Source organism: Halorhabdus sp. BNX81 (genome assembly GCF_029229925.1).
GTDB lineage: Archaea > Halobacteriota > Halobacteria > Halobacteriales > Haloarculaceae > Halorhabdus.
This window is the reverse complement of record NZ_CP107254.1, coordinates 884,688-905,682: the sequence shown is the minus strand read 5'-3', so window position 1 is coordinate 905,682 and position 20,995 is coordinate 884,688. Positions and strand designations below refer to the sequence as shown.

The window sequence follows — 20,995 nt, the reverse complement described above, 5'->3', positions numbered from 1 at the left end:
TCGCAGGATTAAAGTGGCCGTTCGTCTCCGGCCCAGTCGATTACACCAGCGCGGCCGCGGCGGCGATCGCCTTCTCGCTCGGGAAGCCGAAGGCCGGAAGGAGCAGGACCGTCACGACCGCCGCGACGATGATGGCCGTGTACAGCCCGATCGGGTAGGATTCGATCTCGAAGGACTGGGTCGGCTCCTCGAACCACAGCGCCTTGACGACCCGCGAGTAGTAGAACAGCGAGAGGGCGCTGGCGATTGCACCGACCGCGGCCAGCCACCACAGCCCCGCGTTGACGGCCGCGCCGAAGAGGACGTACTTCGAGATGAAGCCCGCCCCGACGGGCAGGCCGGCGAGGCTGAACAGGAAGATCGTCATCGCCACGGCAGCGACCGGGGCTTCCCGCGCCAGGCCGTTGTAGTCCTCGAACGTCCGGCCGACGTCCCAGTACTCCGCCAGCGCGACGAACAGGAACGCGCCGGTGTTCATGAACCCGTAGACCAGCAGGTGGAGCATGCCGGCCCCGAGCACCAGGCTGCCGTCGGCCTGTGGTGTGAGTGCCGCGAGCGCGATCAGGACGTACCCGGCGTGACCGATCGAGGAGTACGCGAGCATCCGCTTGACGTTCCGTTGGGTTGCGGCTGCGAAGTTGCCAAGCACCATCGTGGCGACCGCCAGGATCTGGAAGAGGAGCAGCCAGTCGATGGTGCCGCTGATCAGGTCATGGGGGAACGCCGTCGTGAAGAGCCGGAACGCGAGGACGAACCCGGCGGCCTTCGACGCCGAGGAGAGGAACGCCGAGATCGGCGTCGGTGCGCCCTCGTAGGCCTCGGGGGCCCAGAAGTGGAAGGGGACGCTCGCGGTCTTGAAGGCGACGCCGCCGGCGACCATCACGACGCCGACGCCGAGAATGCCGGCCGGGGCGTCCCCGAGTGCGGCCGCGACCTCGGTGAACGCGAGGTGGCCCGTCGCGGCGTAGACCAGGCTGATCCCGTAGATGAAGATCGCCGAGGACAGCGCGCCGACGAGGAAGTATTTCAGTCCACCCTCCACGCTACCCTTGTTGTCCTTGAGCGAGGCCACCAGCGCGTAGGACGGCAGGCTCGCCAGTTCGAGGGCGAGCAGTGCCGTCGCGAAGCTGTTGACCGCGCCGAGCAGGGTCATCCCGGTCGCCGCCAGGAAGAGTAGCGAGAAGTACTCCGCCCGGTAGGGCACGCCAGTATAGTAGTCGTAGCTCCCGAGAACAACCAGTGCGAGGACGCTGGCGACGATCGTCCCGAAGACGAGAGTCATGCCATCGACGATCAACTGGTCGCCGAACAGTTCGATCGCGCCCGGTTGGCCGGTTCCGGCCGCCAGATACCAGACGTTGAACCCGAGCGCAGTGAGTGCGCCTGCGAGTCCCACCGCGGTGAGGAGGCCGGTGTTCGTCGTGTCGGGTTCCGGCTCGATGCTGTCGATCACGAACAGGACCAACGCCGTCAGCCCGAGCACCAGCGCGGGGGCGAGCGCGGCCCACTGTGGGAGTTCTATGGCTGCCATCAGACACCACCTCCGAGTTCGACGACCGGCGCAACCGCGTCCTGGATCATCCCGTAGAACAGGTCAGGATGGATCCCGAGGATGATCACACACGCAAGCAGGACGAGCAACGGCGCGACGTCCTGGACCGGCGCGCGTGAGAGTTCGTAGTCGGTTGCGAGTTCGAACGGCCCGAACAGCGCCCGCTGCATCGCAAAGAGGAGGTAGCCGGCGACGATCACGATACCGAACATCGCAAGCGCGGTGAACAGCGGCGCGCCCGGGAGCACGTCCGATGGGAACGCGCCGATGAAGATCAGCGCCTCCCCGATGAACCCGCTCATCAGCGGCAGCCCCATGTAGCCGAAGGCCGCCGCGACGAAGACCCCCGCGGTCACCGGCAGTCGATCCGCCAGCCCGGACATGTCGCCGACCATCCGGGTGTGGGTCTGGTTGTAGACCACGCCGACGACCATGAACATCAGCCCCGAGATGAACCCGTGGCTGACCATCTGGAAGGTCGCCCCGCCCACGCCGTGGACGGTGTAGGCGATCAGCCCCAGCAGGACGTACCCCATCGACGAGATGGAGGAGTAGGCGACGATCCGCTTTAAGTCGCGCTGGGCCAGCGCGAGCATCGCGCCGTAGATGACGCTCACGACGGCGAAGATCCCGATGATCGTCGCGTTGGCCGCCGCGACGTCGGGCAGCATGGTGAAGTTGAACCGCAGCAGGGCGTAGGTCCCCATCTTCAGGAGGACGCCGGCGAGCAGCACCGACACCGGCGTCGGCGCTTCGACGTGGGCGTCGGGCAGCCAGGTGTGAACCGGGACGATCGGGACCTTGACCGCGAACCCGGCGAACATCGCGAGGAAGGCTGTCGCCTTCAGTGCATCCGGCTCCAACCCGGCGAAGCTACCGAGCGCACCCTCTTCCTGGAGCGTCTGTGCGATCACCGGCAAGTCGAGGCTGGCGACACTGTCGCCGAGCCCGAACACCAGCGCCAAGAAGCCGATGAACATCACCAGGCTCGCCACGTTCGTGTAGACGAAGAACTTGATCGCGGCGTACTTCCGGCGCGGGCCGCCCCAGATCCCGATCAGGAAGTACATCGGGACCAGTACGACCTCCCAGAAGACGAACCACAGGAAGAAATCGAGCGCGGCGAAGACGCCCAACAGCCCCGCCTCGAGCAGGAGCACAAGCGCGTAGAACTGCGACTCCCGTTCATCGATCGGCGTCCAGGCCGAGACGATCGCGGCCGTCGTGAGGATCGTCGTCAGAACGAGCAGCGGCAGGCTCACGCCGTCGAGGCCGACGTGCCACTGCAGCGCGTACGGCCCCAGGTCGAACCAGGCGAACTGGGTCTCGAAGGCGGGGTCGTTACCGAGCAGGGCATTGCTCGCCCCGTCGAAGGCCGACCACAGGTAGAGACTCCCGCCCAGCGGAACGAGGCTGAGGACGGCGGCGAGTTTCCCGGCGTAGCGGTTCGGGGCCAGCGCAACGACACCGGCACTGACCAGCACGCTCACGAGGAGGGCTTCGAGCAACATTACAGCCACCCCCCGAGCAGTGCGAAGGCGACCAGCAACGCGACCAGCCCGAACGTGACCAGCGAGGCGTAGTTGGTCACGACGCCGGACTGGATCCGGCGGACCCGTTCGCTGCCGAAGAGGCTCACGCTACTGGTGGCGTTGACGACGCCGTCGACGATACTCTGATCGAAGGTGTCGGCCGCGCGGGCGATCGGCACTGTCACGCCCCGGGCCAGCCAGACCTGATACTCGTCCTGATAGTAGTTGTTCATGAGCAACGTCTTGAGGCCGCCGAGCCGGTCCGTGTGTTCCTCGGGATCCGGCACGGCATAGAGTCGATAGGCGATGCCGGCCCCCAGGAGAGCGAGGCCGAGCGAAACCGCTGCGCCCGCGAGGACGGTTCCGACCTCGCCGAGCGGGTTCTCGGCCGTGTAGTGCGCGTAATCGTGAAGTAGCACTTCGTAGTGATGAACCGAGAGTAGTTCCGTGGCGCTCCCCAGCCAGTCGTGGAGGAACGTCAGGTGGACGCCCGTGACCTTCTCGACCGGCGCGAGGTTGATGACGCCGCCGACAGCCGCCAGGATCCCGAGCACGGCCAGCGGGAGTTTGACGTTCCACCGGACGGGGTGGGGATCCTCGGCCAGTTCAGTCCGGGCGTCGCCGTGGAAGGTCAGCAGGACCATCCGGAAGGTGTAAAAGCCGGTGAAGGCGACGGCGGCCAGTCCCATCGCGTAGCCGGCGAGCAGGAGCGGCGAGCCGCCCAGCCCGTGGATCAGCGTCTCGTAGAGCACCTCGTCCTTCGACCAGAAGCCGGCAAAGGGGAAGATGCCAGCAAGCGCGAGCGATCCCGAGAGGAACGCGTAGTAGGTCACGGGCATCTTGTCTTTGAGCCCACCCATGTCCCACATGTTCTCGTTGTGGTGCATGGCGATGATGACCGACCCGGCACCCAGGAACAGCAGCGCCTTGAATATCGCGTGGGTCGTGAGGTGGAAAACCGCCGCGACGTACCCGCCGCCGCCCAGCGCGAGCATCATGTACCCGTACTGGGAGATCGTCGAATAGGCGAGCACCTGCTTGAGTTCCTGTTTGACCAGCGCCATCGACGCCGCAAACAGCGCGGTGAATCCGCCGACGAGGGCGATCACGCCCAGGGCGGTCGGGGAAAGCAGGTAGAAGCCGTACATCCGCGCGACGAGGTAGACGCCGGCGGCGACCATCGTCGCGGCGTGGATGAGCGCCGAGACGGGAGTCGGACCCTCCATCGCGTCAGGGAGCCACGTGTGTAGCGGGAACTGGGCGGACTTGCCGATCACACCGCCGAGCACCAGCAGACCGGCGAGCGTGATGGCCGTCTCCGCGCCCAGCCCGTAGAAGGTCTGGCCCCCGTCGATCGCATGCTGGGCGAGTTTCGGGAAGCCCTCCTCGCCGACGAACAGCCCGGTGCCGAACATCGAGAGGATGGCGACGGTGCCGACGAGGAAGAAGTAGTCCCCGAAACGGGTCACGAGGAAGGCCTTCTTCGCGGCCGATGCCGGCCCGGGTTCGCGGAACCAGAACCCGATCAACAGGTACGAACACAGCCCGACGAGTTCGAAGAACATGAACGCCATCAGGAGATTGTCCGCGAAGACGAAGGCGAGCATACTGAAGGCGAACAGCGAGAGCTCGGCGTAGTACCGCCGAAGGCCGCCCTCTCCTTCGTCGTTCATGTACCCGAGCGAGAACACGAACACCAGCAGGGCGATCAACGAAACGAGGGTGAGCATCAGCGCCGAGAGCGGATCGATCAGGATGCCGAAGTGCAGACTGATCGCGCCCTCTCCGGAGAGGAACGTATAGAGTTCCGCGTGGTACGGATCGCCGTTGGCCACGGCCACCAGCGAAAGCGCCGAGAGGACGAGCGAGCCCCCCAGCGCGGCGATACCGGCCAGCGCGCCGCGCTTTGGCAGGTAATTGCCGCCGAGCAACACGACGACGAAGGCGGCCAGCGGGAGCAATGCGATCGCCGGAGCGAAGTCAAATATTCCTGTCATGTTACCACCGCATCGTCGTCGGAGCGGTCACGTCGATATCACCGAAGTTACGGTACAGGACGAGGATGATGCCGATGCCGACCGCGACCTCGGCGGCGGCCAGCGCCATCACGAACAGTGCGAACACCTGCCCCGTCAGGTTGCCATAGTGCAGCGAGAACGCCACGAAGTTGATGTTCGCGGCGTTAAGCAGCAGTTCGACGGACATGAGGAAGATCAGGGCGTTCCGGCGCGTCAACACGCCGAAGACGCCGATAGCGAAGACAGCAGCCGACAGCAGGAGGTACGGAACGACACCGACCATCACGCCTCACCTCCGTCGTTCCCGGAAAGTACCGACCCGTTTTCGTCTCGCGCAAGCATGATTGCGCCGTCCAGTGCCGCATCGAGGACGACCGCGATCAGAATGAACGATACCAAAAAGCCCTCGGAGACGAGCCCGGACTGGCCGGCCATGTCGAACAGCGCGTAACCGATGCCTTCGGTGACGCTGAGACCGGCTTCGAAGCCCGCCGCCTCCGGGAAGTTCGCGGTGACGAACACCGCGGCGAGGACGGCGAACAGCGCGACCGCGGCCACGCCGTGGCTCGCCCGCAGGTCAGCCGCGAGACGCGGTCGACTCATTGTGCCACCTCGCCCGAGTCAGGATCGCTCCGGCGCGTCAACATGACGGCGAAGCTAATCAGGATGAGGACGCCGCCGACGTACACCAGTACCTGCATCGCGGCGACGAACGGTGCCTGGACCATGACGTAGTGGACGGCGACGCTGAGCAAGGCGATCCCAAGCATCAGCGCCGCATGCCAGACGTCACGTACCAGCACGACTCCCAGGCTGGCACCGACAGTCGTCAGTGCGAACAGCCCAAAAGCGATCAGTTCGAGTACTCCCATGCTACTACCCCAATGCGCCCGCACGCCCTTTGAAGATTACCTTATCGTTCAAAGATTCCGGCAATTACAGCCGATATATGGGCCGGGAGCCCGCAGTCCATCGGAAATCAGGACAAACTGTATTGACAGGCTGCGGATATGTGGCAGTCAGTAGTCGCCGAGCACACCGAGACGCCGCGCCCGTCTGGTCGTCAGGACAAACATGGCGTAGCCAGCCCCGAGATAGAGGCCGGCAGTACCCACCAAAATCGCAAGCGCGAGCGGATCGAGTTCCCAGAGTCGAACGCCGTCGCGCATGACGACCTGCAAAAGCGCACTTCCTTGCACCAGTGGGAGCGCCCGCGTCCAGGGAATCTCGAACACCGGCGCGGAGATCAGTGCGATGAACACGAACTGCAGAAGGTTCACCAGGTTGTTGATCCGCTTATACAGGACGCTCAACCCGCCCATCGCCAGCCCGAGACCGAACACTGAGGCGACCGCAAGCGTCGCGACGACGATGACCGTCACCACCGGCAGTTCTATGCTCCGGCCGGTCATCACCAGCATCGCCGCCAGCACGACCGCCGACGTGAGGAACGTCCGGAGAATGACAGCAATCGACTTCGCGAGGATCACCGGGCCGAACCCGAACGGTGTCATGAAGTGACGCTCTAAGGTGCCCCAGCTTGCCTCCGCCTGGATCGCACTCGTGATCCCGTAGTACGACCCCTGGGCGAGCGTCCACAGAAAGTACCCGACGATCAGTCCCGCGATAGAGTCGGTGATGGCCTGGCCGGCAACCAGCCGCCCGCCGTAAAAGATCAACCCGAAGAAGATGAGGGTCACTAGCAGGCCGGTCGCGGCGTTGACGGGATATCGGAGCCAAACCACCAGATCCCGGTAGATCACGGCCTTCAGCAGGTGGTAGTACCCGCCAGATCGTGTGGGTTCGTTGCCGACGACCTCGCCCCGGCGACCACCTTCACCAGCAGTCATCGCTCCGTCCCTCTCGTGGTCCCGTTGGCCAGCGAATCACCGTTTCCGGTCACTTCGAGAAACGCCTCCGCGAGGTCCGGCTGGACCGTCTCGACGCCGCCGAGTTCGACATCGGCCGCCTCCAGCGCGTCGGTCAGCCGATAAAAGGTCGCCGAGTCGGCTGCCACTTCGAAGCGAACACGGCCGTCCAGCCGTTCGACGGCCGACAGCTCGAATCGATCCTGGAGATCGGCAAGCGTCGGCTCGTCCAGACCGCGTGCAGTAATGCGGTACCCCGTTGTCTCGAAGCCGTCGAGCAGGTTGCCCACCGTGTCGTCGACCACGATCCGTCCCTCGTTCATGATGATCACCCGATCGCAGACGGCCTCGATGACGTCCATGTCGTGACTGGAGACGACCAGCGTCAGGTCGCGCTCATCGACCAGCCGGACCAGTTCGCGCTGGAGGGTCAGCGAACTCTCGACGTCCAGCCCGAGGGTCGGTTCGTCGAGAAACGCCACCGAGACGTCCCCGGCCAGGACGCTCGCCAGCGACACCTTCTGTTTCATCCCACGCGAGAGATCACGGACCTCCGTGTCGGCCTCGCCGGCGATGTCGAACGCCTCGAGCAGTTCCGTATGGCGATCATCGAGCGCGTCGGGATCGTGCCCGCGGATCGCCGCGAAATACCGCAGGTTCTCCCGGACGGTGAGTCGCCAGTAGTCGTTGCGCGCGCCTTCGAGCATCGCGTCGACGTGTTCGTAGGCTCGGCGTGGGCGGTCAGCGACGTCGACCCCCTGGATCCGAACGTCACCCTCGTCGGGAAGCACCAGTCCGAGAATCGACTTGATCGTGGTCGTCTTGCCCGCGCCGTTGGGCCCGAGCAGGCCGACCACCTCGCCGGGTTCGACCGCGAAGCAGACGTCCTCGACCGCGGTAACTGCGTCCTCCCCGCTACCGAAGGTCTTCGAAAGTCCGTCCACGTAGAGTGCAGCCGTCTCGGGTGTGGGAGCCTGACCGTCACCGGCGGCTGTTTCGGGAGTGGTCGCCTGGCCGTCACCGGTAGCAGTGTTGTCGGGCGGTTCGTCGGCGGGATGGTCAGCACTGTGGCGGGAACCGGACATTGAGGTCGTCCCGGGGTTCGCCAGGCGGTCAGGTAAATCTGCCTGTCGTGAGTGCTCCCGTCTCGGTGTTCGGCACGGCCTCGCGACGGTCGAACAGCCACAGTGGTCGACCTCGACGTGTCGGTGGGCACTTCAAGGCCGGGCGTCGACTGTGCCCCATGGAGATCACCGTCTTCCTCCTGGTCGCCCTGGCGTTGCTACTCGGTGGCGTCCTCGGAAGTTTCGTGCCGATGGTTCCCGCGGGCCTGCTCTCGATCGGCGGGATTGTGGTGTACTGGTGGAGTACGGGCTACGTGACTCCCGGAGTGTTTGCATTCGCTGGCTTCCTCGCCGTCGGGGTGCTCGTCGTCGTGGTGGACTACCTGGCAGGGGCGATCGCCGCAAAAGCCGGCGGTGCCTCGACGCTGAGCAGCCTGCTCGGCGCGGTCGTCGGCGTGCTGTTGTTCTTCCCGCTCGGGCCGGTGGGAATCGTCCTCGGCATTACGGCCACCGTCTTCGTCCTCGAACTCTACCGGGGGCGAGCGCGGAGCGAGAGTCTGACGGCCGCGGCCTACGCTCTGGTGGGAACGCTCGGCTCGAGCGTGATGCAGTTCGTCCTAACGCTGTCGATGCTGGTGGCGTTTCTCATTGTGCTCGTAATCTGAGGTCGGTCGGTGCCCCGAAAGCTATCGGCTTGGCGATCTCGGATCTCGTTCGTCACGAGACCTCGCGCTCGAAGACGAGTCCAATCGTCGTGCCGTTGCGCGCGATCGTTTCCGTGAGGTGCCATCCTTCGCTCGCGTACTCGTTGATGATGGCGTCCAGGTCGCCGATCGATTGCTTGTTCCCTTCCGTTTCGTGGAGTGTGTAGACGTATTGCTGGTCCGACATACTAGACAGAAGGGTCTCCAGGCCCAAAAGAACCGACCCGAATGCGGGTTTCAAGCAGCGGACCTCGCTCCGTCGAGTGAACCGCGGCCTTCGGCCGCATATGCTTCCTACTGATAATCCACTTCGCCTTCGCCTTCACCGATCCAACTACCACGGTCCGGCTCCCGGGACTCCAGCGGGTCGACGATCCTCCACCTTTTTACTGCGGCGGGTTCGCTCCGCGAACCCACCTTGCAAAAAGCTGGACCAAAAACATCGGGACCTCGCTTCGCTCGGTCCCGCGAAACGCGGCCTTCGGCCGCGTATGCTTCCTACTGATAATCCACTTCGCCTTCGCCTTCACCGATCCAACTGCCACGGTCCGGTTCCCGCGACTCCAGTGGGTCGATGTCCTTGTACCACGGGACGTTCTTGAGTTCCTCCTTGTCGTACGCGAGGTCGTCCTTCGTATCGCCGACGAACTCGAAGTTCTGTGTCAGCACGATGGCGTCGGTCGGACAGACCTCCTCACAGAGCCGGCAGTAGATGCACTGGCCGACGTGGAGGTTGTACTGCTCGCCGTTGCGCTGGTCGTCCATCACGATCTGGATGGTGTCGTTCGGGCAGACGTTTTCACATTGGCGACACCAGATACAGCGCTCCTGGCTGTACTTGTGAACGCCGCGGAACCGCGGGCTGACTTCGGGTGCGGTCTCGGGATACTCGACGGTGAACGTCTTGCCGTCGAGGGCGTGTTTCATCGTCGTTGCCATACCTTTGAGGACGCCGATCATGTCATGTCACCACCAGTGTGAACGCGTGTCGGGGACCCGTCAGCGAACATCAGGCGACCACCCCGACGATGACCGCCGTCAGCACGAGATTCACCAGCGCGAGTACGAGCATCACCTTCCAGCCGATCTCGATCAACTGGTCGATGCGGACGCGGGGGACGGCAGAGCGCGCCCACTGTGTGAACAGGAACACGCCCCAGATCTTGATCAAGAACCAGACGATCCCTGGCAGGAAGGGGCCAGCCGGACCGCCGAGGAACAGCGTCGCGATGATCGCCCCGCCGAGGAAGATGTGGATGAACTCACCGAGATAAAACAGGACGAAGTAGACGCTTGAGTACTCGGTCTGGTAGCCAGCGACGAGTTCGGTCGGCGCTTCCGGAATGTCGAAGGGGTTGCGGCCGACCTCCGCCAGGTTTGCGGCCATGAACAACGCGAACGCGAAGGGATTCAGGAAGGCAAACCAGTTCGGGATCGCCACCGGGCCAAGAGCCAACAGCGTCCCCTCCTGGGCGGCGACGATCTCGCTGAGACGCAGCGAGCCCGCGAAGATGACGACCGACGCGCCGGTCAACACCAGCGGGATCTCGTAGGCGAGGTTCTGGGCGACCGCGCGCAGCCCTCCGAGAAAGGAGTACTTGTTGTTCGAGGCGTAGCCGGCCATCAGCAGGCCGAGCGACGCGATCGACGCGACGGCGAAGACGTATGCCAGCCCGATCTCGGGGTCGGCGACCTGGATGCCCGATCCCATCGGGATCACGGCGAACCCGAGCAGCGCCGACGAGGCCAAAAGGAGCGGCGCGAGATCGTAGGCCGGTCGGTCGGCATCCTCGGGGATGATCAACTCCTTCGAGAGGAGCCGGACGGAGTCGACGACGATCGTCCCGATCCCCATCGGCCCGATCCGGTTGACCGCGATCCGGTCGGTGAACGACGCCGTGATCTTCCGCTTCGCCCACGGGCCCGCCAGTGCCGCGTTGAGCAAGACGATCACGGCGACGAGGGCCGCTGCGAGCAGCCCTGCCAGGAAAACCACGAGTGGGTTCGCGGCGTCCAATCCGGCCGAGCCAAGTAGATCGGCGATGGTATCGGTCAGCGTCGTTGCCTGGAGCAACATTACCGATCCACCTCCCCGAGCACGATGTCGAGACTGCCGAGCGACGCCACCATGTCAGGGATGTATTCGCCCTCCGACATCACCGGCAGCGTCTGGAGGTTCGAGAAACACGGACTCCGGATCTTGAACCGCGCGGGCTTGTCGGTGCCGTCGCTGCGGATGTAGATCCCGAGTTCGCCCTTCGCACCCTCGACCGCCCGGTAGACTTCCTTGTCGGGATCGGGTCGGAGCGTCCGGGGCACGTTCGACTGGATCGTGCGGTCCTCCTCGGGCCAGTCCTCGAGCAGATCGAGACACTGTCGGATGATCTTCGCGGACTCCTCGACTTCCTGAAGTCGGACGAGGATGCGGGCGTAGTTGTCCATCCCGTCCTCGGTCACGACGTCCCAGTCGAGTTCGTCGTAGTAGCCGTAGGGGTCGTCCCGGCGGAGGTCGTAGTCGACGCCCGAACCGCGCGCGACGGGCCCGGTCGCCCCGTAGGACTTGGCGACCTCCGGCGGGAGGACGCCCGTGTCGATACACCGCATCTGGAAGATCTCGTTACCCGTGATGAGGTTGTGATACTCCTCAAGTCGCTCCGGAAGGTCGTCGATGAACTCCCGGACTTTGTCGAGGTACTCCTGGCGGGGTTCGGGCAGATCCCAGGCGACGCCACCCAGCCGGAAGTAATTGAACATGAGCCGCTGGCCGGTGAGGTCCTCCAGCAGATTCTGGACGACCTCGCGGTCCCGGACGGCATACATGAAAATGACTGTGAAGTCCCCATAGAGGTCCAGCCCGAAGGTCCCGACCGCGAGCATGTGGGCCGCGATCCGCGTGAGTTCGGCGCTCATCGTCCGCAGGACCTGCGCGTACTCCGGCACGTCGATCTCAGCTAGATCCTCGGCAGCACGGGCGTAGGCCCACTCGTTGAGGAGGCCACCGGGCGTGTAGTCCCACCGGTCGGGATAGGGCATGATCTGGTGGCGGTAGGTGCCCTGCTGGCACATCTGCTCCTCGCTGCGGTGGAGATACCCGATATCGGGGTCGATGTCGACGATCTGCTCGCCGTCCAGCACCGTCTTGACGTGGAGGACGCCGTGAGTCGCCGGGTGGTGGGGCCCGATGTTGACGAACATCGTATCGGGGTCCTGGGGGCTCTGTTTGTCCTCCTGTAGTGGATTGGCGTGTTCCCGAAGGGTGACGACCTGTGGCTGGGTCTGGTTGTACTCATTCGAGAGCGGATGGCCCTGCCAGGTCTCGGGAAGGAGAATGCGCCGTAAATCCGGATGGTCGTCGTACTCGATGCCGACGAGGTCGTAGGCCTCCCGCTCGTGCCAGTCGGCAGTATCGAACACCGATGCGCCCGATTGGCTCACTGGCTCGTCAGAGCTCGTCGGGACGACGACCGACAGTTCCTGGGTCGGGTCGTCGTACTTCTTGAGGTGGTAGATCGACTCGTAGCGGTCGTCGTACTCCTGGGCCGTGACTGCCGAGAGGTGATCGAAGCCCGCCCGGTCTTTCAGCGTCGAGAGGACATCTTCGACCTCATCGGGCCGGATCACGAACCCTTCGGCGTTGACGTGCTCCTCGCGATCGAGGACGTGCTCGCCGAGCAAGTCAGCGAGTTCGTCGTAGTCCAGTCCGTCCTCGGTCACGCCCACGTCCGGTTCGGCCGGTGTGCGTTCCTGTAAGCTCATGGCGAATCAGCCCAGTTGTACCGCATGACGAGATCGTCCTCGTCGATCTGATCTGTGAGTTTCTCGACGAGTTCGTCCTGCTCTAAGTCGCCGAACTCCTCGAGTTCGTAGGGCTTGACGACCACGGGCGAGGACTCGCCGTTGGCGATGCGCTCCTGGAGTTTGGCGACGCCGTAGATCAGTGCCTCGGGACGGGGCGGACAGCCGGGGATCTGGATGTCGATCGGGATGACCTCCTCGGCCCCCTTGACGACGTTGTAGCCCTCCTGGAAGGGGCCGCCGGAGATCGTACACGACCCCATCCCGATGGTGAACTTCGGCTCCGGGACCTGATCGTAGACGCGCTTCATCCGGGGGGCGAACTTCGAGACGATCGTCCCGGGGACGATCATCACGTCGGCCTGCCGCGGGGAGGCCCGTGGCACGCCAGCGTGGAAGCGATCGAGGTCGTGTTTCACCGAGTAGGTGTGCATCATCTCGATCGAGCAACAGGCGATCCCGAACTGGAGCATGAACATCGACGAGCCCCGGGCCCAGTTCATGAACTGGTCGAACTTCGTGAGGATGAACGGTGTCGAGCCCAGCGCCTCACGGAGCCGGGAGTTGAACCGATCGTCGACGCCCTCGCCCATCCGGGCCTCCCGTGTGGATTTCGTGCCGGTGCTCTCTGTCGGATGTGTGTTCTGGCTCATGCTATGATTCGATCCGCTGTCGTCCCGCGCGTTGACTGGTTACCCATCTGACGGCCCCGTTGCGCCACGCCCAGCCGAGACCGACGACGAGAATGCCGATGAACGCGACCATCGGCGCGAGCGCACGCCAGAGGCCGACTGCCTCGACGGCGTCGCTGTAGATGACCGTCCAGGGGAAGATGAGAACGGTCTCGATGTCGAAGACGACGAACAGCAACGCGACCATGTAGTATTGAATGTTGAACTGAATGCGGGTCCCGCCGGTCGGCACCTCACCGCTCTCGTAGGTGGCACGCTTGCTTCGTTCGGGCACACTCGGCCGGAGTAACGCCGAGGTCGCCAGCATCCCCAGAAGGACGACCAGCCCGACGAGCGCCAGCGCCCCGATTGCGATCCATGGATTGCTCATGTGGGCACTCTGGCATCGCTTGGTGGCGGTCCCACATAAGGGTTCAGTGTTTCAGCCGGAAACGCGCGAGGTGGCGGCCTATATTGCCGTTTTCGGCAGATTCGGTCGAGGTCGGCCAAGGATCCGACCCGACGCCGTCACTTCTCCCGAAAGTCGGGCGTCCCCAGTTCGTGGAGGCTCCGCGAGACCTCGCCGACGTCCTGTTTCAGCCCCTGGTGGTACTCGACGAGCCGCTCCCGGAGCTCCGGATGGTGTCGGGCGAGGATCTGGACGGCCGAGAGGGCGGCGTTGAAGGACTTCCCGGCGTCGACGGCCACGATCGGCGCGCCCTGGGGCATCCCGATCACCGACGGGAGGGACTTCTCCTGGACGGGAACGCCGATGACGGGCAGCGGGTAGGCGATCGAGGCGGTCATGTTCGGCAGGTCGGCGCTCTTCCCGCCCGCGCCGGCGATGATGACATCGAGTCCACGATCCTCGGCGGTCTCGGCGTAGGCGTACATCAGTTCGGGCGTTCGGTGGGCCGAGACGACGAACGTCTCGAAGGTGAACCGCGCGTCGGGCGCGTCCTCGTAGTCAGTCTGTTCAACAAAGTCGAGTTCATCGGTCAGGACGTCGTAGGCACCCGGCCGGCCGGATTCGGAGCCGGCCATCACGTCGAGATCCGAATCCGAACCCATGATGATCCCGATCTCCGGGGTTTCATCGGTGGGACGGTCCATCTCCGCCTCTGCTTCGAGCTGGTCGATCAGTGACTGGACGCTTTCGCTCGTCATGAGCGAGTGTGCTCGCGGAGGTGGCCTAAGCGTGTCGGGATGGAGTCAGATGTCGTTCCAGTCCGTCTCAACTCGGCTGGAACGTCAGCTCGTCGCGGACCTCACGCGTCCGTTCGAGTAGCTCGCCCGGGTCGGCGTCGTCGTCCCCGACCTGCGTCACGTGCCCCATCTTCCGCAGACGAGAGACCGCCTCTTTCCCGTAGTAATGCATCGACACGCCGTCGGTTTCGAGCACCCGATTAACGCTCCGGAGCGTCGCATCCTGTCGCTCGTCGACGTCGCCGAGGACGTTCGCAGTTACCGTCGGCGACCGTCGATCGGTCGCCCCGAGCGGCCAGCCGACCACGGCCCGCAGGTGCTGTTCGAACTGCGAGGTGAGCGCGCCTTCAATCGTCCAGTGGCCGGAGTTGTGCGGGCGCGGCGCAATCTCGTTGAGCAGGATCTCGTCGTCGGGACCCTGGAACAACTCGATGCCGAAGACGCCCCGGCCCTCCATAACATCCAGGACGTCCAGGGCGACCTCGCAAGCGCGTTCGCGGACCGCCGGGCCTGCGCGGGGTGGTGAGACAGTTTCCCGGAGGATCTCCTCGCGGTGGATCGTCTCGGTGACGGGGAAGGTATCGCGCTCGCCGTCGCCCCGGACACCCATGACGGCGAGTTCGCGCTTGAAGTCGACGAATCCCTCGACCATCGCCGCCCCGGACGGATCTTCGGGTGTCGAAGCTGGCGCGGCCTCGACGATCGTCTCGAAGGCCGCTTCGACGTCGTCGGGCGACTCGATCGGGACGTTCCCGCGGCCGTCATAGCCACCCTCTCTGGCTTTCAGCATGGCCGGATAGCCCAGTTCGTCGAGTGCATCGCGCAGTTCGTCGACGGAGTCCACACCGCGGAATTCGGGCACCGGCACACCGGCGTCTTCGAGGCGACGCTTCTGGACGAGTTTGTCCTCGATGAGCGACAGCGTCTCGGGCTTCGGGTGAACGGGCGTCCCCGTCTCCCGGCTCACCGTTTCGAGGACGCCCGTCCCGGCGAGTTCGATCTCGTAAGTGAGGAAATCCGCGCGCTCGGCGAGTTCGGCGAGCGCGTCAGGATCGTCAAACTCGGCGACGATCTGATCGGCGACGACCGGTGACGCGGGCGCGTCGGGCGTCGGATCGACGACGATCACCTCGATCCCGAGCGGGGCGGCCGCCTCGCCGAGCATCCGGCCGAGTTGCCCCCCACCGACGACGCCGACGGTCGGGCCTGGTAGCGTGGTAGTCATTAGTGAGTCGCGGTTTCACCAGCGCGGGCAAAAGGGTTGCCTTGCCGGCCGATAGCCGGAAACGCCAGGCCAGGGACGAACTGCCAGTGTCCTAGCCCGGGTTACTCCTCACGGAAGTCCTCGTGGACGTAAAACGTCGCTTCCGAGCCGTGGGTCCGGAGTCGATAGGAGTAGGGCTGGTAGTCCCTTTCGAGCGCCTCCTCGGGGACGGTAGTATCCTGGTCCCGAGTCATTACGATCGGTGGCGGATCGTCGCTTTCGATTCGGTCGAGGAGACCTTCGCTGCTGTCTTCACACTCGGCTTCAGCGTCGTAGGCGGCGAGATACCAGTTGATCGGGAGCGGTTCCCGCCAGTCGGTACAGGTCGGCCGGAAATCCTTGCTGGCATCATCGGGGTCCTCCCTGAGATACGGTTCGCCAGCCCTCGAACCGTCGTAGATCACGACATCCGTCCCCGCGTGGGTGGCGGCGACCTGCTGGATCCGATCGGTCGTCGGTCGGAGGTCGTCGGCGGGTTGTGAGTACTGAACGAGTGGGTTGTCCGGAGAGCGATCGGTTGGAGGATACGCACCGGAGACAGCGGTGACAGTGATCATCAGCGTGACAAGCACAAGAACGACGGTGGACAGGCCGAGGTCGATCCAGTCGTGCCGTCGATACGCCGTGATCGCCCACCGGCCGACGATGCCGAGGCCGACGGCCGCCGGGATCGCCAGCGGGACGACGACGTGGGTGATGTTCCACTTCCAGCCCGTGTCGATCGACAGCGTCAGCGGATAGCCGATCAGCGAGAACAGGGCGGCAAAGAACATGAACAGCACCAGCGTCCGACTGCGTTCGGCGAGATAGCGCTCGTAGAACACGCCGACGAGCCCGAAGGCAATGACAACCGGAGCCTTCGCCAGTAGACCGCCCCCCATCGCGAACAGGCGTTGCCGGTAGGGAACAACCTCAAGAGCTGACGTCGAAGCTGTGGCTTCCACGACTGGCGGGCCCTTGCGATCGAAGAGGACTGCGTGCATGTCCCCGAACGCGAAGTACTCCCCACCGGGATAGAAAACGTACGAGAACGTGTCGATCACGAGGTCCGGTATCTGGAGGGGGCTACCGAGCACCGCCCATAGACTCAGTCCTGCCGGCGGATGATAGACCCCGTCGAGACCACCGCCACGCGGTGCGAACAGGAAGGTGAACAACGCGATAGCCACGACGGCGATTCCGAGGGTGTGTGTGGCGTAGAACTTGGGCTGCTGACGGACGGCCCCCAGACGGCTTCGGAGCTGAGCGAACTTCGTCGCGACGAGATCGAGCCCGCCGCGGTAGTTTCGGGGCCGGTAGAGCGCGACGTCGAGGAGGATCGCCCCGGCACCGAGCCACGTGAGAACGTATAGCAGTGCGTTCTCCTTGGACCCGAATCCAAGCACGATGCAGACAGTCGCCGCGTAGAGATACCGGATCCGGCGAGTGTCGTAGAACCGAACGAACAGGCCAAACGCGGTGAACATGAACGTCGCGACCAGCAGATCGCTGCGCATGAACCGCGAATAGTACAGCAAGACGGCGTTAGCCGACAGCAATCCGGACAGGATGACGACCTCTACGTCCCGAAGGTGCTCACGATAGAGCAGTGCAGATACGGGGAGCAGGCCGCCGATGATCGCGGCCGGGATTCGGATCGTGGTGTCGCTGGGTCCCAGAATGCCGAAGAGATACCGCGAGAGGTGCTGGATCACCGGGCCGTGCGTATGAGAGTTGTACGCGAAGCGGCCGGTCTCGAACGTGTAATCGACCCAGTAGGCGACACGAGCCTCGTCCCAGTGGGCGATCCGCGATCCCAGGATGGCAAAGCGGGCGAGCAACCCGATGGTCGTGATCGCGAGCACAGCGACGACCACGGGATGGGCGGCGACGGTTGCCCGAATCCGGGCGAGTCCGTCGGGGGAGGGCGAATCGGCGGCTGAAACCTCGGGCATATCGCTTGGTGTGGCCCCCCGGGATTAGAATCCTTCCGGTTGGACGAGTGATCCGAACGCGGTTGTCGAGCGGTACACCTTTACCCACCGCGCGGTCATCACCCACCACGAAACGCGGGAGCCGGTTCGTGAGGAACTGTCGCCGGCGACCCGAACGGAGAGAGATACACATGGACTTCGCCGAACGCGTCACACGAGTCGAACCGAGCGCGACCATCGCGATCAGCAACCTCGCCGCCGAGTTGGAGGCCAACGGCGTCGATGTCGTCGACCTGAGCGTGGGCGAACCGGACTTCGATACGCCCGAGAACGTCAAAGACGCCGCCAAGGAAGCCATGGATGCGGGCAACACTGGTTATACCCCCTCGGATGGCATCCCCGAACTCAAAGATGCCATCGTCGAGAAACTGCACGCCGACGGCCTCACCCAGTACGAGAGCGAGAACGTCCTCGTGACGCCGGGCGGCAAGCAGGCGCTGTACGAGGTCTTCCAGTCGCTGATCGACGACGGCGATGAGGTGTGTCTGCTCGATCCCGCGTGGGTCTCCTACGAGGCGATGGTCAAACTCGCGGGCGGGAGCCTGACTCGCGTCGACACCGCCGCCCACGACTTCGACCTCGAACCCGCGCTGGACGACCTCGCGGCGACCGTCTCCGACGAGACGGAGATCCTGGTGGTCAACTCGCCGGGCAACCCCCACGGGTCGGTGTACTCCGACGCCGCACTGGAGGGCGTCCGGGATCTCGCCGTCGAGCACGATATCACGGTGATCTCCGACGAAATCTACAAGGAGATTACCTACGACGGTCGGGAAGCGACGAGTCTGGGGACGCTTGAGGGGATGGCAGACCGGACGATCACGCTCAACGGCTTCTCGAAGGCCTACGCGATGACCGGCTGGCGGCTGGGCTATTTCGCCGGTCCCGAGGAGTTGGTCGGCCAGGCTGGGAAACTCCATTCCCATTCCGTGACCTGCGCAGTCAACTTCGTCCAGCACGCGGGTGTCGAAGCCCTCCGGAACACCGACGAGACCATCGAGGAGATGTGTGCGGCCTTCGAGCAGCGACGGGACATGCTCGTGGATCTGTTCGCCGAACACGGCAAGGACGTTCCCGAACCGGAAGGCGCGTTCTACATGATGCTCCCTGTCGATGGGGATGACCAGGACTGGGCCGAGAAAGCCGTCGAGCAAGCCCACGTCGCGACTGTCCCGGGAAGCCCATTCGGGACGCCGGGGTACGTCCGGCTCTCGTATGCGGCGAGTCGGGAACGACTTCGGGAAGGCGTCGAGCGATTGGCCGAAGCCGACTTGCTGTAGCGTCTTTCGTTCAGTATCGTATACGAAAAGTACTTAGTCTGTTCCGTTTCACCGACAGGTATGTCCCCAACTCGCCGCCAGGTCCTCCACGGGGCAGTGCCGGCAGTTTTCGGGCTGACAGGGTGTGTGAGCAGCGATGGCCACGAGAGCAACGACGACACCGACCCCTCCCGTCGTGAGGCCGACCGCGCAACGGTCGAAAACTCAGGTAGCGTCTCGGATCCGCCAGTTGTGAAACCCCGGAACCCCGACGGCCGGCGCGTCCTCGACCCACCCGAGGACGAGTCCGGTGGCAGGTTTCTGGTGGGATCGACGGAGACGGTTGAGGCCTTGCAGTTCCAGCCGGGTGTGCCGTCGGAAGATGTGACCGCGACGCGGGAGTTCCTGAACGCGACGGACTTCAGCGAAGAGACGGTCTACGTCACACACATCCGGCCCAAGTCCTGCTACCAGTACCGGATCCACTCGGTGACCTGGCAGTACAGCGACGTCGAGTACGAGTACTGCAGTGAACTCCGGCCGCCCGACGAGCAGTGTGCGGCCGACACCCGGGTCGGCATGGCCCTTTGCTTTCGATTGCCGGCCGTCGTCGACATGGACCTACACTCCGGCGGCTCGAGTGGCCACTTCCCGTGTGAGGGGAGCACCACCGACTATGCTGTCATCGAGAGCAACGCGACAGTGGGGGGGTACCACGACAACCGACGACACCGCGGGTGAGAACCGATGACCCGACTGTATACGCGCAGAGGCCTTCTCGCACTCGCCGCCGCAGGGGCCACTGCGGGCTGTCTCGGTAGCAGTAACGGTTTCTGGGACGACCCGCCGGCCTTCGACCGCTCCGGTCTCGAGTCGGTCACCGACCGACCGGTCCCGGATCGGCCCGCCGTCATTCCGGTGACGCTGACCGAGGCCCAGCGTGGTGACCTCCGCGAGCGCGTCGAGAGCCGGCTGGCAACGGTCCCCGAGCCGCTCACTGCCGAACGCCTCCCGAACGGAACGATCCGGGAGGCGATCGTGGATCATCGGGCTGAAGCGCGATCGGCCCTCAAGGGGATGCGATCGGCGTCCGGAACTGTCAGGACTGTCGAGGCCGCCGCCCATGCCGCGGCACACGCCGGGCGCGCGGCGGCCATCTGGGCAGCCGTCCTTGTCGACCGGTCGCCGGCCGACGTCGTTCTCACGAACACCCAGGCGGAAGACAGGGTACAACGGGCCGAAGAAGCGCTACCGGGCCGGGCCGCCGACACCCAGTCGGCGGTCGTCGTCTACGGTGCCCTGGAGTCCGGGCTCTCCGAGACAGATCACGACATGCTCCCCGGGGGCACCACGAGTCCCCTCCGCATCGGCCGATACGCCGCGACAAACGAGCGCGCCTGGGCGTGGACGACCGCAGCCGGATTCGTTCGGGACCGCTACGAATCGAGCCTGACGGATCCCGAGCCCGTCGGTGACGCCCTCGAGGAAGCCGTCGCCACGCTGGTTGAACCCACCAGAGAACGGTTGGTCGAGTTCCGGCCGTCGGAGTCGGACGAGAAGCTGTACAGACGGCCCGACAGGGACGCGCTCGTCGAGCGGGACGTCCGGCAAGGTGAGCCGGGAATGGCGCTATTGGGGGAGAAGCTTGGCGAAGTATATCCCGACTACGACTTGCGAACAGTCGTCTGGTCCGACCAGCGATCCTACCCGGCCTATCGACTTCGCGAAACCCACTGGGTGTATGCCGCCCTCGACGCCCTCGAGACGGTGATCGCCCGTATCGACGACGGGGAAGATCTATTCCCTCCTGACGCCGCGACTATCGAGAGCACGCGACAGGAGGCTATCGAGGCTGTCGAGACGTTGATTGGAGCCGATCAGCCACTGGATCGGTTCGTCGGATCCCGACTCGCCGGAACGCTCACTGAAGCGGACGATGCACTGACGGAATCTGACCCAGACCTGCAGACAGTCGCGAGCGCTCACAGCGAGTACGTCTGGACCCGGCTCGTGGCAGAGGCGGTGCCGGCTGCGACAGAGACGATCATAGCGGCGATCGACGGGTGATAGTCTCGACCGCAGACAGAAC

21 protein-coding genes and 1 pseudogene are annotated in these 20,995 nt (G+C 64.6%); 4 read left to right on the top strand and 18 right to left on the bottom strand.

Going from position 1 to position 20,995, the window contains the following annotated elements; genetic code table 11:
- Positions 1 to 40: 40 nt before the first annotated feature.
- The 8 genes from HBNXHr_RS04480 to HBNXHr_RS04445 all read right to left on the bottom strand — a co-directional run bounded on the left by HBNXHr_RS04480 (position 41) and on the right by HBNXHr_RS04445 (position 8,055).
- Entirely contained in the window at positions 41 to 1,531 is a 1,491-nt protein-coding gene (locus HBNXHr_RS04480; protein WP_275883319.1) for an NADH-quinone oxidoreductase subunit N, read from the bottom strand.
- Entirely contained in the window at positions 1,531 to 3,063 is a 1,533-nt protein-coding gene (locus HBNXHr_RS04475; protein WP_275883318.1) for a NuoM family protein, read from the bottom strand. The genes HBNXHr_RS04480 and HBNXHr_RS04475 overlap by 1 nt, the downstream gene beginning before the upstream one ends.
- Entirely contained in the window at positions 3,063 to 5,081 is a 2,019-nt protein-coding gene (gene nuoL, locus HBNXHr_RS04470) for an NADH-quinone oxidoreductase subunit L (protein ID WP_275883317.1), read from the bottom strand. The genes HBNXHr_RS04475 and nuoL overlap by 1 nt, the downstream gene beginning before the upstream one ends.
- A gap of 1 nt (position 5,082) precedes the next feature.
- The gene (gene nuoK, locus HBNXHr_RS04465; RefSeq protein WP_275739845.1) at positions 5,083 to 5,385 is read right to left on the bottom strand and encodes an NADH-quinone oxidoreductase subunit NuoK; all 303 of its coding nucleotides are present in this window, start codon (positions 5,383 to 5,385) and stop codon (positions 5,083 to 5,085) included.
- Positions 5,385 to 5,705: a hypothetical protein gene (locus tag HBNXHr_RS04460; RefSeq protein ID WP_275739843.1), complete on the bottom strand. Its 321-nt coding sequence runs from the start codon at positions 5,703 to 5,705 to the stop codon at positions 5,385 to 5,387. Before HBNXHr_RS04460 ends, nuoK begins: the two co-directional genes overlap by 1 nt.
- A complete protein-coding gene (locus HBNXHr_RS04455) occupies positions 5,702 to 5,974 on the bottom strand; it encodes an NADH-quinone oxidoreductase subunit J (protein ID WP_275739842.1) in 273 nt (90 codons plus the stop codon). Before HBNXHr_RS04455 ends, HBNXHr_RS04460 begins: the two co-directional genes overlap by 4 nt.
- Positions 5,975 to 6,121: 147 nt before the next feature.
- On the bottom strand, positions 6,122 to 6,952 hold the full coding sequence (locus HBNXHr_RS04450; RefSeq protein WP_275883316.1) for an ABC transporter permease: 831 nt from the start codon (positions 6,950 to 6,952) through the stop codon (positions 6,122 to 6,124).
- Positions 6,949 to 8,055, bottom strand: a complete 1,107-nt coding sequence (locus tag HBNXHr_RS04445) for an ABC transporter ATP-binding protein (protein ID WP_275883315.1) — start codon at positions 8,053 to 8,055, stop codon at positions 6,949 to 6,951. The genes HBNXHr_RS04450 and HBNXHr_RS04445 overlap by 4 nt, the downstream gene beginning before the upstream one ends.
- 158 nt (positions 8,056 to 8,213) lie before the next feature.
- Between HBNXHr_RS04445 and HBNXHr_RS04440 the strand changes: the two genes are divergently transcribed.
- On the top strand, positions 8,214 to 8,699 hold the full coding sequence (locus HBNXHr_RS04440; RefSeq protein WP_275883314.1) for a DUF456 domain-containing protein: 486 nt from the start codon (positions 8,214 to 8,216) through the stop codon (positions 8,697 to 8,699).
- A gap of 52 nt (positions 8,700 to 8,751) precedes the next feature.
- On the opposite strand, the gene HBNXHr_RS04435 is transcribed toward HBNXHr_RS04440, so the two are convergent.
- The 10 genes and pseudogenes from HBNXHr_RS04435 to HBNXHr_RS04395 all read right to left on the bottom strand — a co-directional run bounded on the left by HBNXHr_RS04435 (position 8,752) and on the right by HBNXHr_RS04395 (position 17,608).
- Entirely contained in the window at positions 8,752 to 8,925 is a 174-nt protein-coding gene (locus HBNXHr_RS04435) for a DUF4177 domain-containing protein (protein WP_015788467.1), read from the bottom strand.
- A gap of 107 nt (positions 8,926 to 9,032) precedes the next feature.
- Positions 9,033 to 9,119: pseudogene (locus HBNXHr_RS14305) on the bottom strand (NADH-quinone oxidoreductase subunit I); the annotation flags it as partial.
- Positions 9,120 to 9,236: 117 nt separating this feature from the next.
- On the bottom strand, positions 9,237 to 9,698 hold the full coding sequence (locus HBNXHr_RS04430; protein ID WP_015788468.1) for an NADH-quinone oxidoreductase subunit I: 462 nt from the start codon (positions 9,696 to 9,698) through the stop codon (positions 9,237 to 9,239).
- Positions 9,699 to 9,747: 49 nt separating this feature from the next.
- Positions 9,748 to 10,815, bottom strand: coding sequence for a complex I subunit 1 family protein (locus HBNXHr_RS04425; protein ID WP_275883313.1), 1,068 nt, complete (start codon positions 10,813 to 10,815; stop codon positions 9,748 to 9,750).
- Positions 10,815 to 12,494 carry an NADH-quinone oxidoreductase subunit D gene (locus tag HBNXHr_RS04420; RefSeq protein WP_275739831.1) on the bottom strand — a complete coding sequence of 560 codons (1,680 nt, stop codon included), beginning with the start codon at positions 12,492 to 12,494 and terminating at the stop codon, positions 10,815 to 10,817. Before HBNXHr_RS04420 ends, HBNXHr_RS04425 begins: the two co-directional genes overlap by 1 nt.
- The gene (locus HBNXHr_RS04415) at positions 12,491 to 13,186 is read right to left on the bottom strand and encodes an NADH-quinone oxidoreductase subunit B (protein WP_275739829.1); all 696 of its coding nucleotides are present in this window, start codon (positions 13,184 to 13,186) and stop codon (positions 12,491 to 12,493) included. Before HBNXHr_RS04415 ends, HBNXHr_RS04420 begins: the two co-directional genes overlap by 4 nt.
- Position 13,187: 1 nt before the next feature.
- Entirely contained in the window at positions 13,188 to 13,595 is a 408-nt protein-coding gene (locus HBNXHr_RS04410; protein ID WP_275739827.1) for an NADH-quinone oxidoreductase subunit A, read from the bottom strand.
- Positions 13,596 to 13,732: 137 nt separating this feature from the next.
- Positions 13,733 to 14,371, bottom strand: coding sequence for a 5-(carboxyamino)imidazole ribonucleotide mutase (gene purE / locus HBNXHr_RS04405; protein WP_275883312.1), 639 nt, complete (start codon positions 14,369 to 14,371; stop codon positions 13,733 to 13,735).
- A 67-nt stretch (positions 14,372 to 14,438) separates the two neighbouring features.
- Positions 14,439 to 15,635 (bottom strand): 5-(carboxyamino)imidazole ribonucleotide synthase, encoded by a 1,197-nt coding sequence (locus HBNXHr_RS04400; RefSeq protein WP_275883311.1) that lies wholly within the window; start codon positions 15,633 to 15,635, stop codon positions 14,439 to 14,441.
- A gap of 101 nt (positions 15,636 to 15,736) precedes the next feature.
- The gene (locus HBNXHr_RS04395) at positions 15,737 to 17,608 is read right to left on the bottom strand and encodes a flippase activity-associated protein Agl23 (RefSeq protein WP_275883310.1); all 1,872 of its coding nucleotides are present in this window, start codon (positions 17,606 to 17,608) and stop codon (positions 15,737 to 15,739) included.
- Positions 17,609 to 17,772: 164 nt separating this feature from the next.
- Between HBNXHr_RS04395 and HBNXHr_RS04390 the strand changes: the two genes are divergently transcribed.
- The 3 genes from HBNXHr_RS04390 to HBNXHr_RS04380 are packed head-to-tail and all read left to right on the top strand — an operon-like array spanning position 17,773 to position 20,973.
- Complete coding sequence (locus tag HBNXHr_RS04390; protein WP_275883697.1) at positions 17,773 to 18,927, top strand: pyridoxal phosphate-dependent aminotransferase; 1,155 nt, start codon at positions 17,773 to 17,775, stop codon at positions 18,925 to 18,927.
- A 60-nt stretch (positions 18,928 to 18,987) separates the two neighbouring features.
- Positions 18,988 to 19,647, top strand: a complete 660-nt coding sequence (locus tag HBNXHr_RS04385; RefSeq protein ID WP_275883309.1) for a hypothetical protein — start codon at positions 18,988 to 18,990, stop codon at positions 19,645 to 19,647.
- 6 nt (positions 19,648 to 19,653) lie between these two features.
- On the top strand, positions 19,654 to 20,973 hold the full coding sequence (locus tag HBNXHr_RS04380; protein WP_275883308.1) for a hypothetical protein: 1,320 nt from the start codon (positions 19,654 to 19,656) through the stop codon (positions 20,971 to 20,973).
- Positions 20,974 to 20,995 lie beyond the last annotated feature (22 nt).

Bases quoted from the DNA above. Each gene is read 5' to 3' on its own strand.
- purE (WP_275883312.1), bottom strand. From the start codon at position 14,371: ATGACGAGCGAAAGCGTCCAGTCACTGATCGACCAGCTCGAAGCAGAG.
- HBNXHr_RS04380 (WP_275883308.1), top strand. From the start codon at position 19,654: ATGACCCGACTGTATACGCGCAGAGGCCTTCTCGCACTCGCCGCCGCA.
- HBNXHr_RS04450 (WP_275883316.1), bottom strand. From the start codon at position 6,952: ATGACTGCTGGTGAAGGTGGTCGCCGGGGCGAGGTCGTCGGCAACGAA.
- HBNXHr_RS04395 (WP_275883310.1), bottom strand. From the start codon at position 17,608: ATGCCCGAGGTTTCAGCCGCCGATTCGCCCTCCCCCGACGGACTCGCC.
- HBNXHr_RS04460 (WP_275739843.1), bottom strand. From the start codon at position 5,705: ATGAGTCGACCGCGTCTCGCGGCTGACCTGCGGGCGAGCCACGGCGTG.
- HBNXHr_RS04440 (WP_275883314.1), top strand. From the start codon at position 8,214: ATGGAGATCACCGTCTTCCTCCTGGTCGCCCTGGCGTTGCTACTCGGT.
- HBNXHr_RS04455 (WP_275739842.1), bottom strand. From the start codon at position 5,974: ATGGGAGTACTCGAACTGATCGCTTTTGGGCTGTTCGCACTGACGACT.
- HBNXHr_RS04475 (WP_275883318.1), bottom strand. From the start codon at position 3,063: ATGTTGCTCGAAGCCCTCCTCGTGAGCGTGCTGGTCAGTGCCGGTGTC.
- HBNXHr_RS04430 (WP_015788468.1), bottom strand. From the start codon at position 9,698: ATGATCGGCGTCCTCAAAGGTATGGCAACGACGATGAAACACGCCCTC.
- HBNXHr_RS04385 (WP_275883309.1), top strand. From the start codon at position 18,988: ATGTCCCCAACTCGCCGCCAGGTCCTCCACGGGGCAGTGCCGGCAGTT.
- HBNXHr_RS04445 (WP_275883315.1), bottom strand. From the start codon at position 8,055: ATGTCCGGTTCCCGCCACAGTGCTGACCATCCCGCCGACGAACCGCCC.
- HBNXHr_RS04415 (WP_275739829.1), bottom strand. From the start codon at position 13,186: ATGAGCCAGAACACACATCCGACAGAGAGCACCGGCACGAAATCCACA.
- nuoK (WP_275739845.1), bottom strand. From the start codon at position 5,385: ATGGTCGGTGTCGTTCCGTACCTCCTGCTGTCGGCTGCTGTCTTCGCT.
- HBNXHr_RS04420 (WP_275739831.1), bottom strand. From the start codon at position 12,494: ATGAGCTTACAGGAACGCACACCGGCCGAACCGGACGTGGGCGTGACC.
- HBNXHr_RS04435 (WP_015788467.1), bottom strand. From the start codon at position 8,925: ATGTCGGACCAGCAATACGTCTACACACTCCACGAAACGGAAGGGAAC.
- HBNXHr_RS04400 (WP_275883311.1), bottom strand. From the start codon at position 15,635: ATGACTACCACGCTACCAGGCCCGACCGTCGGCGTCGTCGGTGGGGGG.
- HBNXHr_RS04425 (WP_275883313.1), bottom strand. From the start codon at position 10,815: ATGTTGCTCCAGGCAACGACGCTGACCGATACCATCGCCGATCTACTT.
- HBNXHr_RS04480 (WP_275883319.1), bottom strand. From the start codon at position 1,531: ATGGCAGCCATAGAACTCCCACAGTGGGCCGCGCTCGCCCCCGCGCTG.
- nuoL (WP_275883317.1), bottom strand. From the start codon at position 5,081: ATGACAGGAATATTTGACTTCGCTCCGGCGATCGCATTGCTCCCGCTG.
- HBNXHr_RS04410 (WP_275739827.1), bottom strand. From the start codon at position 13,595: ATGAGCAATCCATGGATCGCAATCGGGGCGCTGGCGCTCGTCGGGCTG.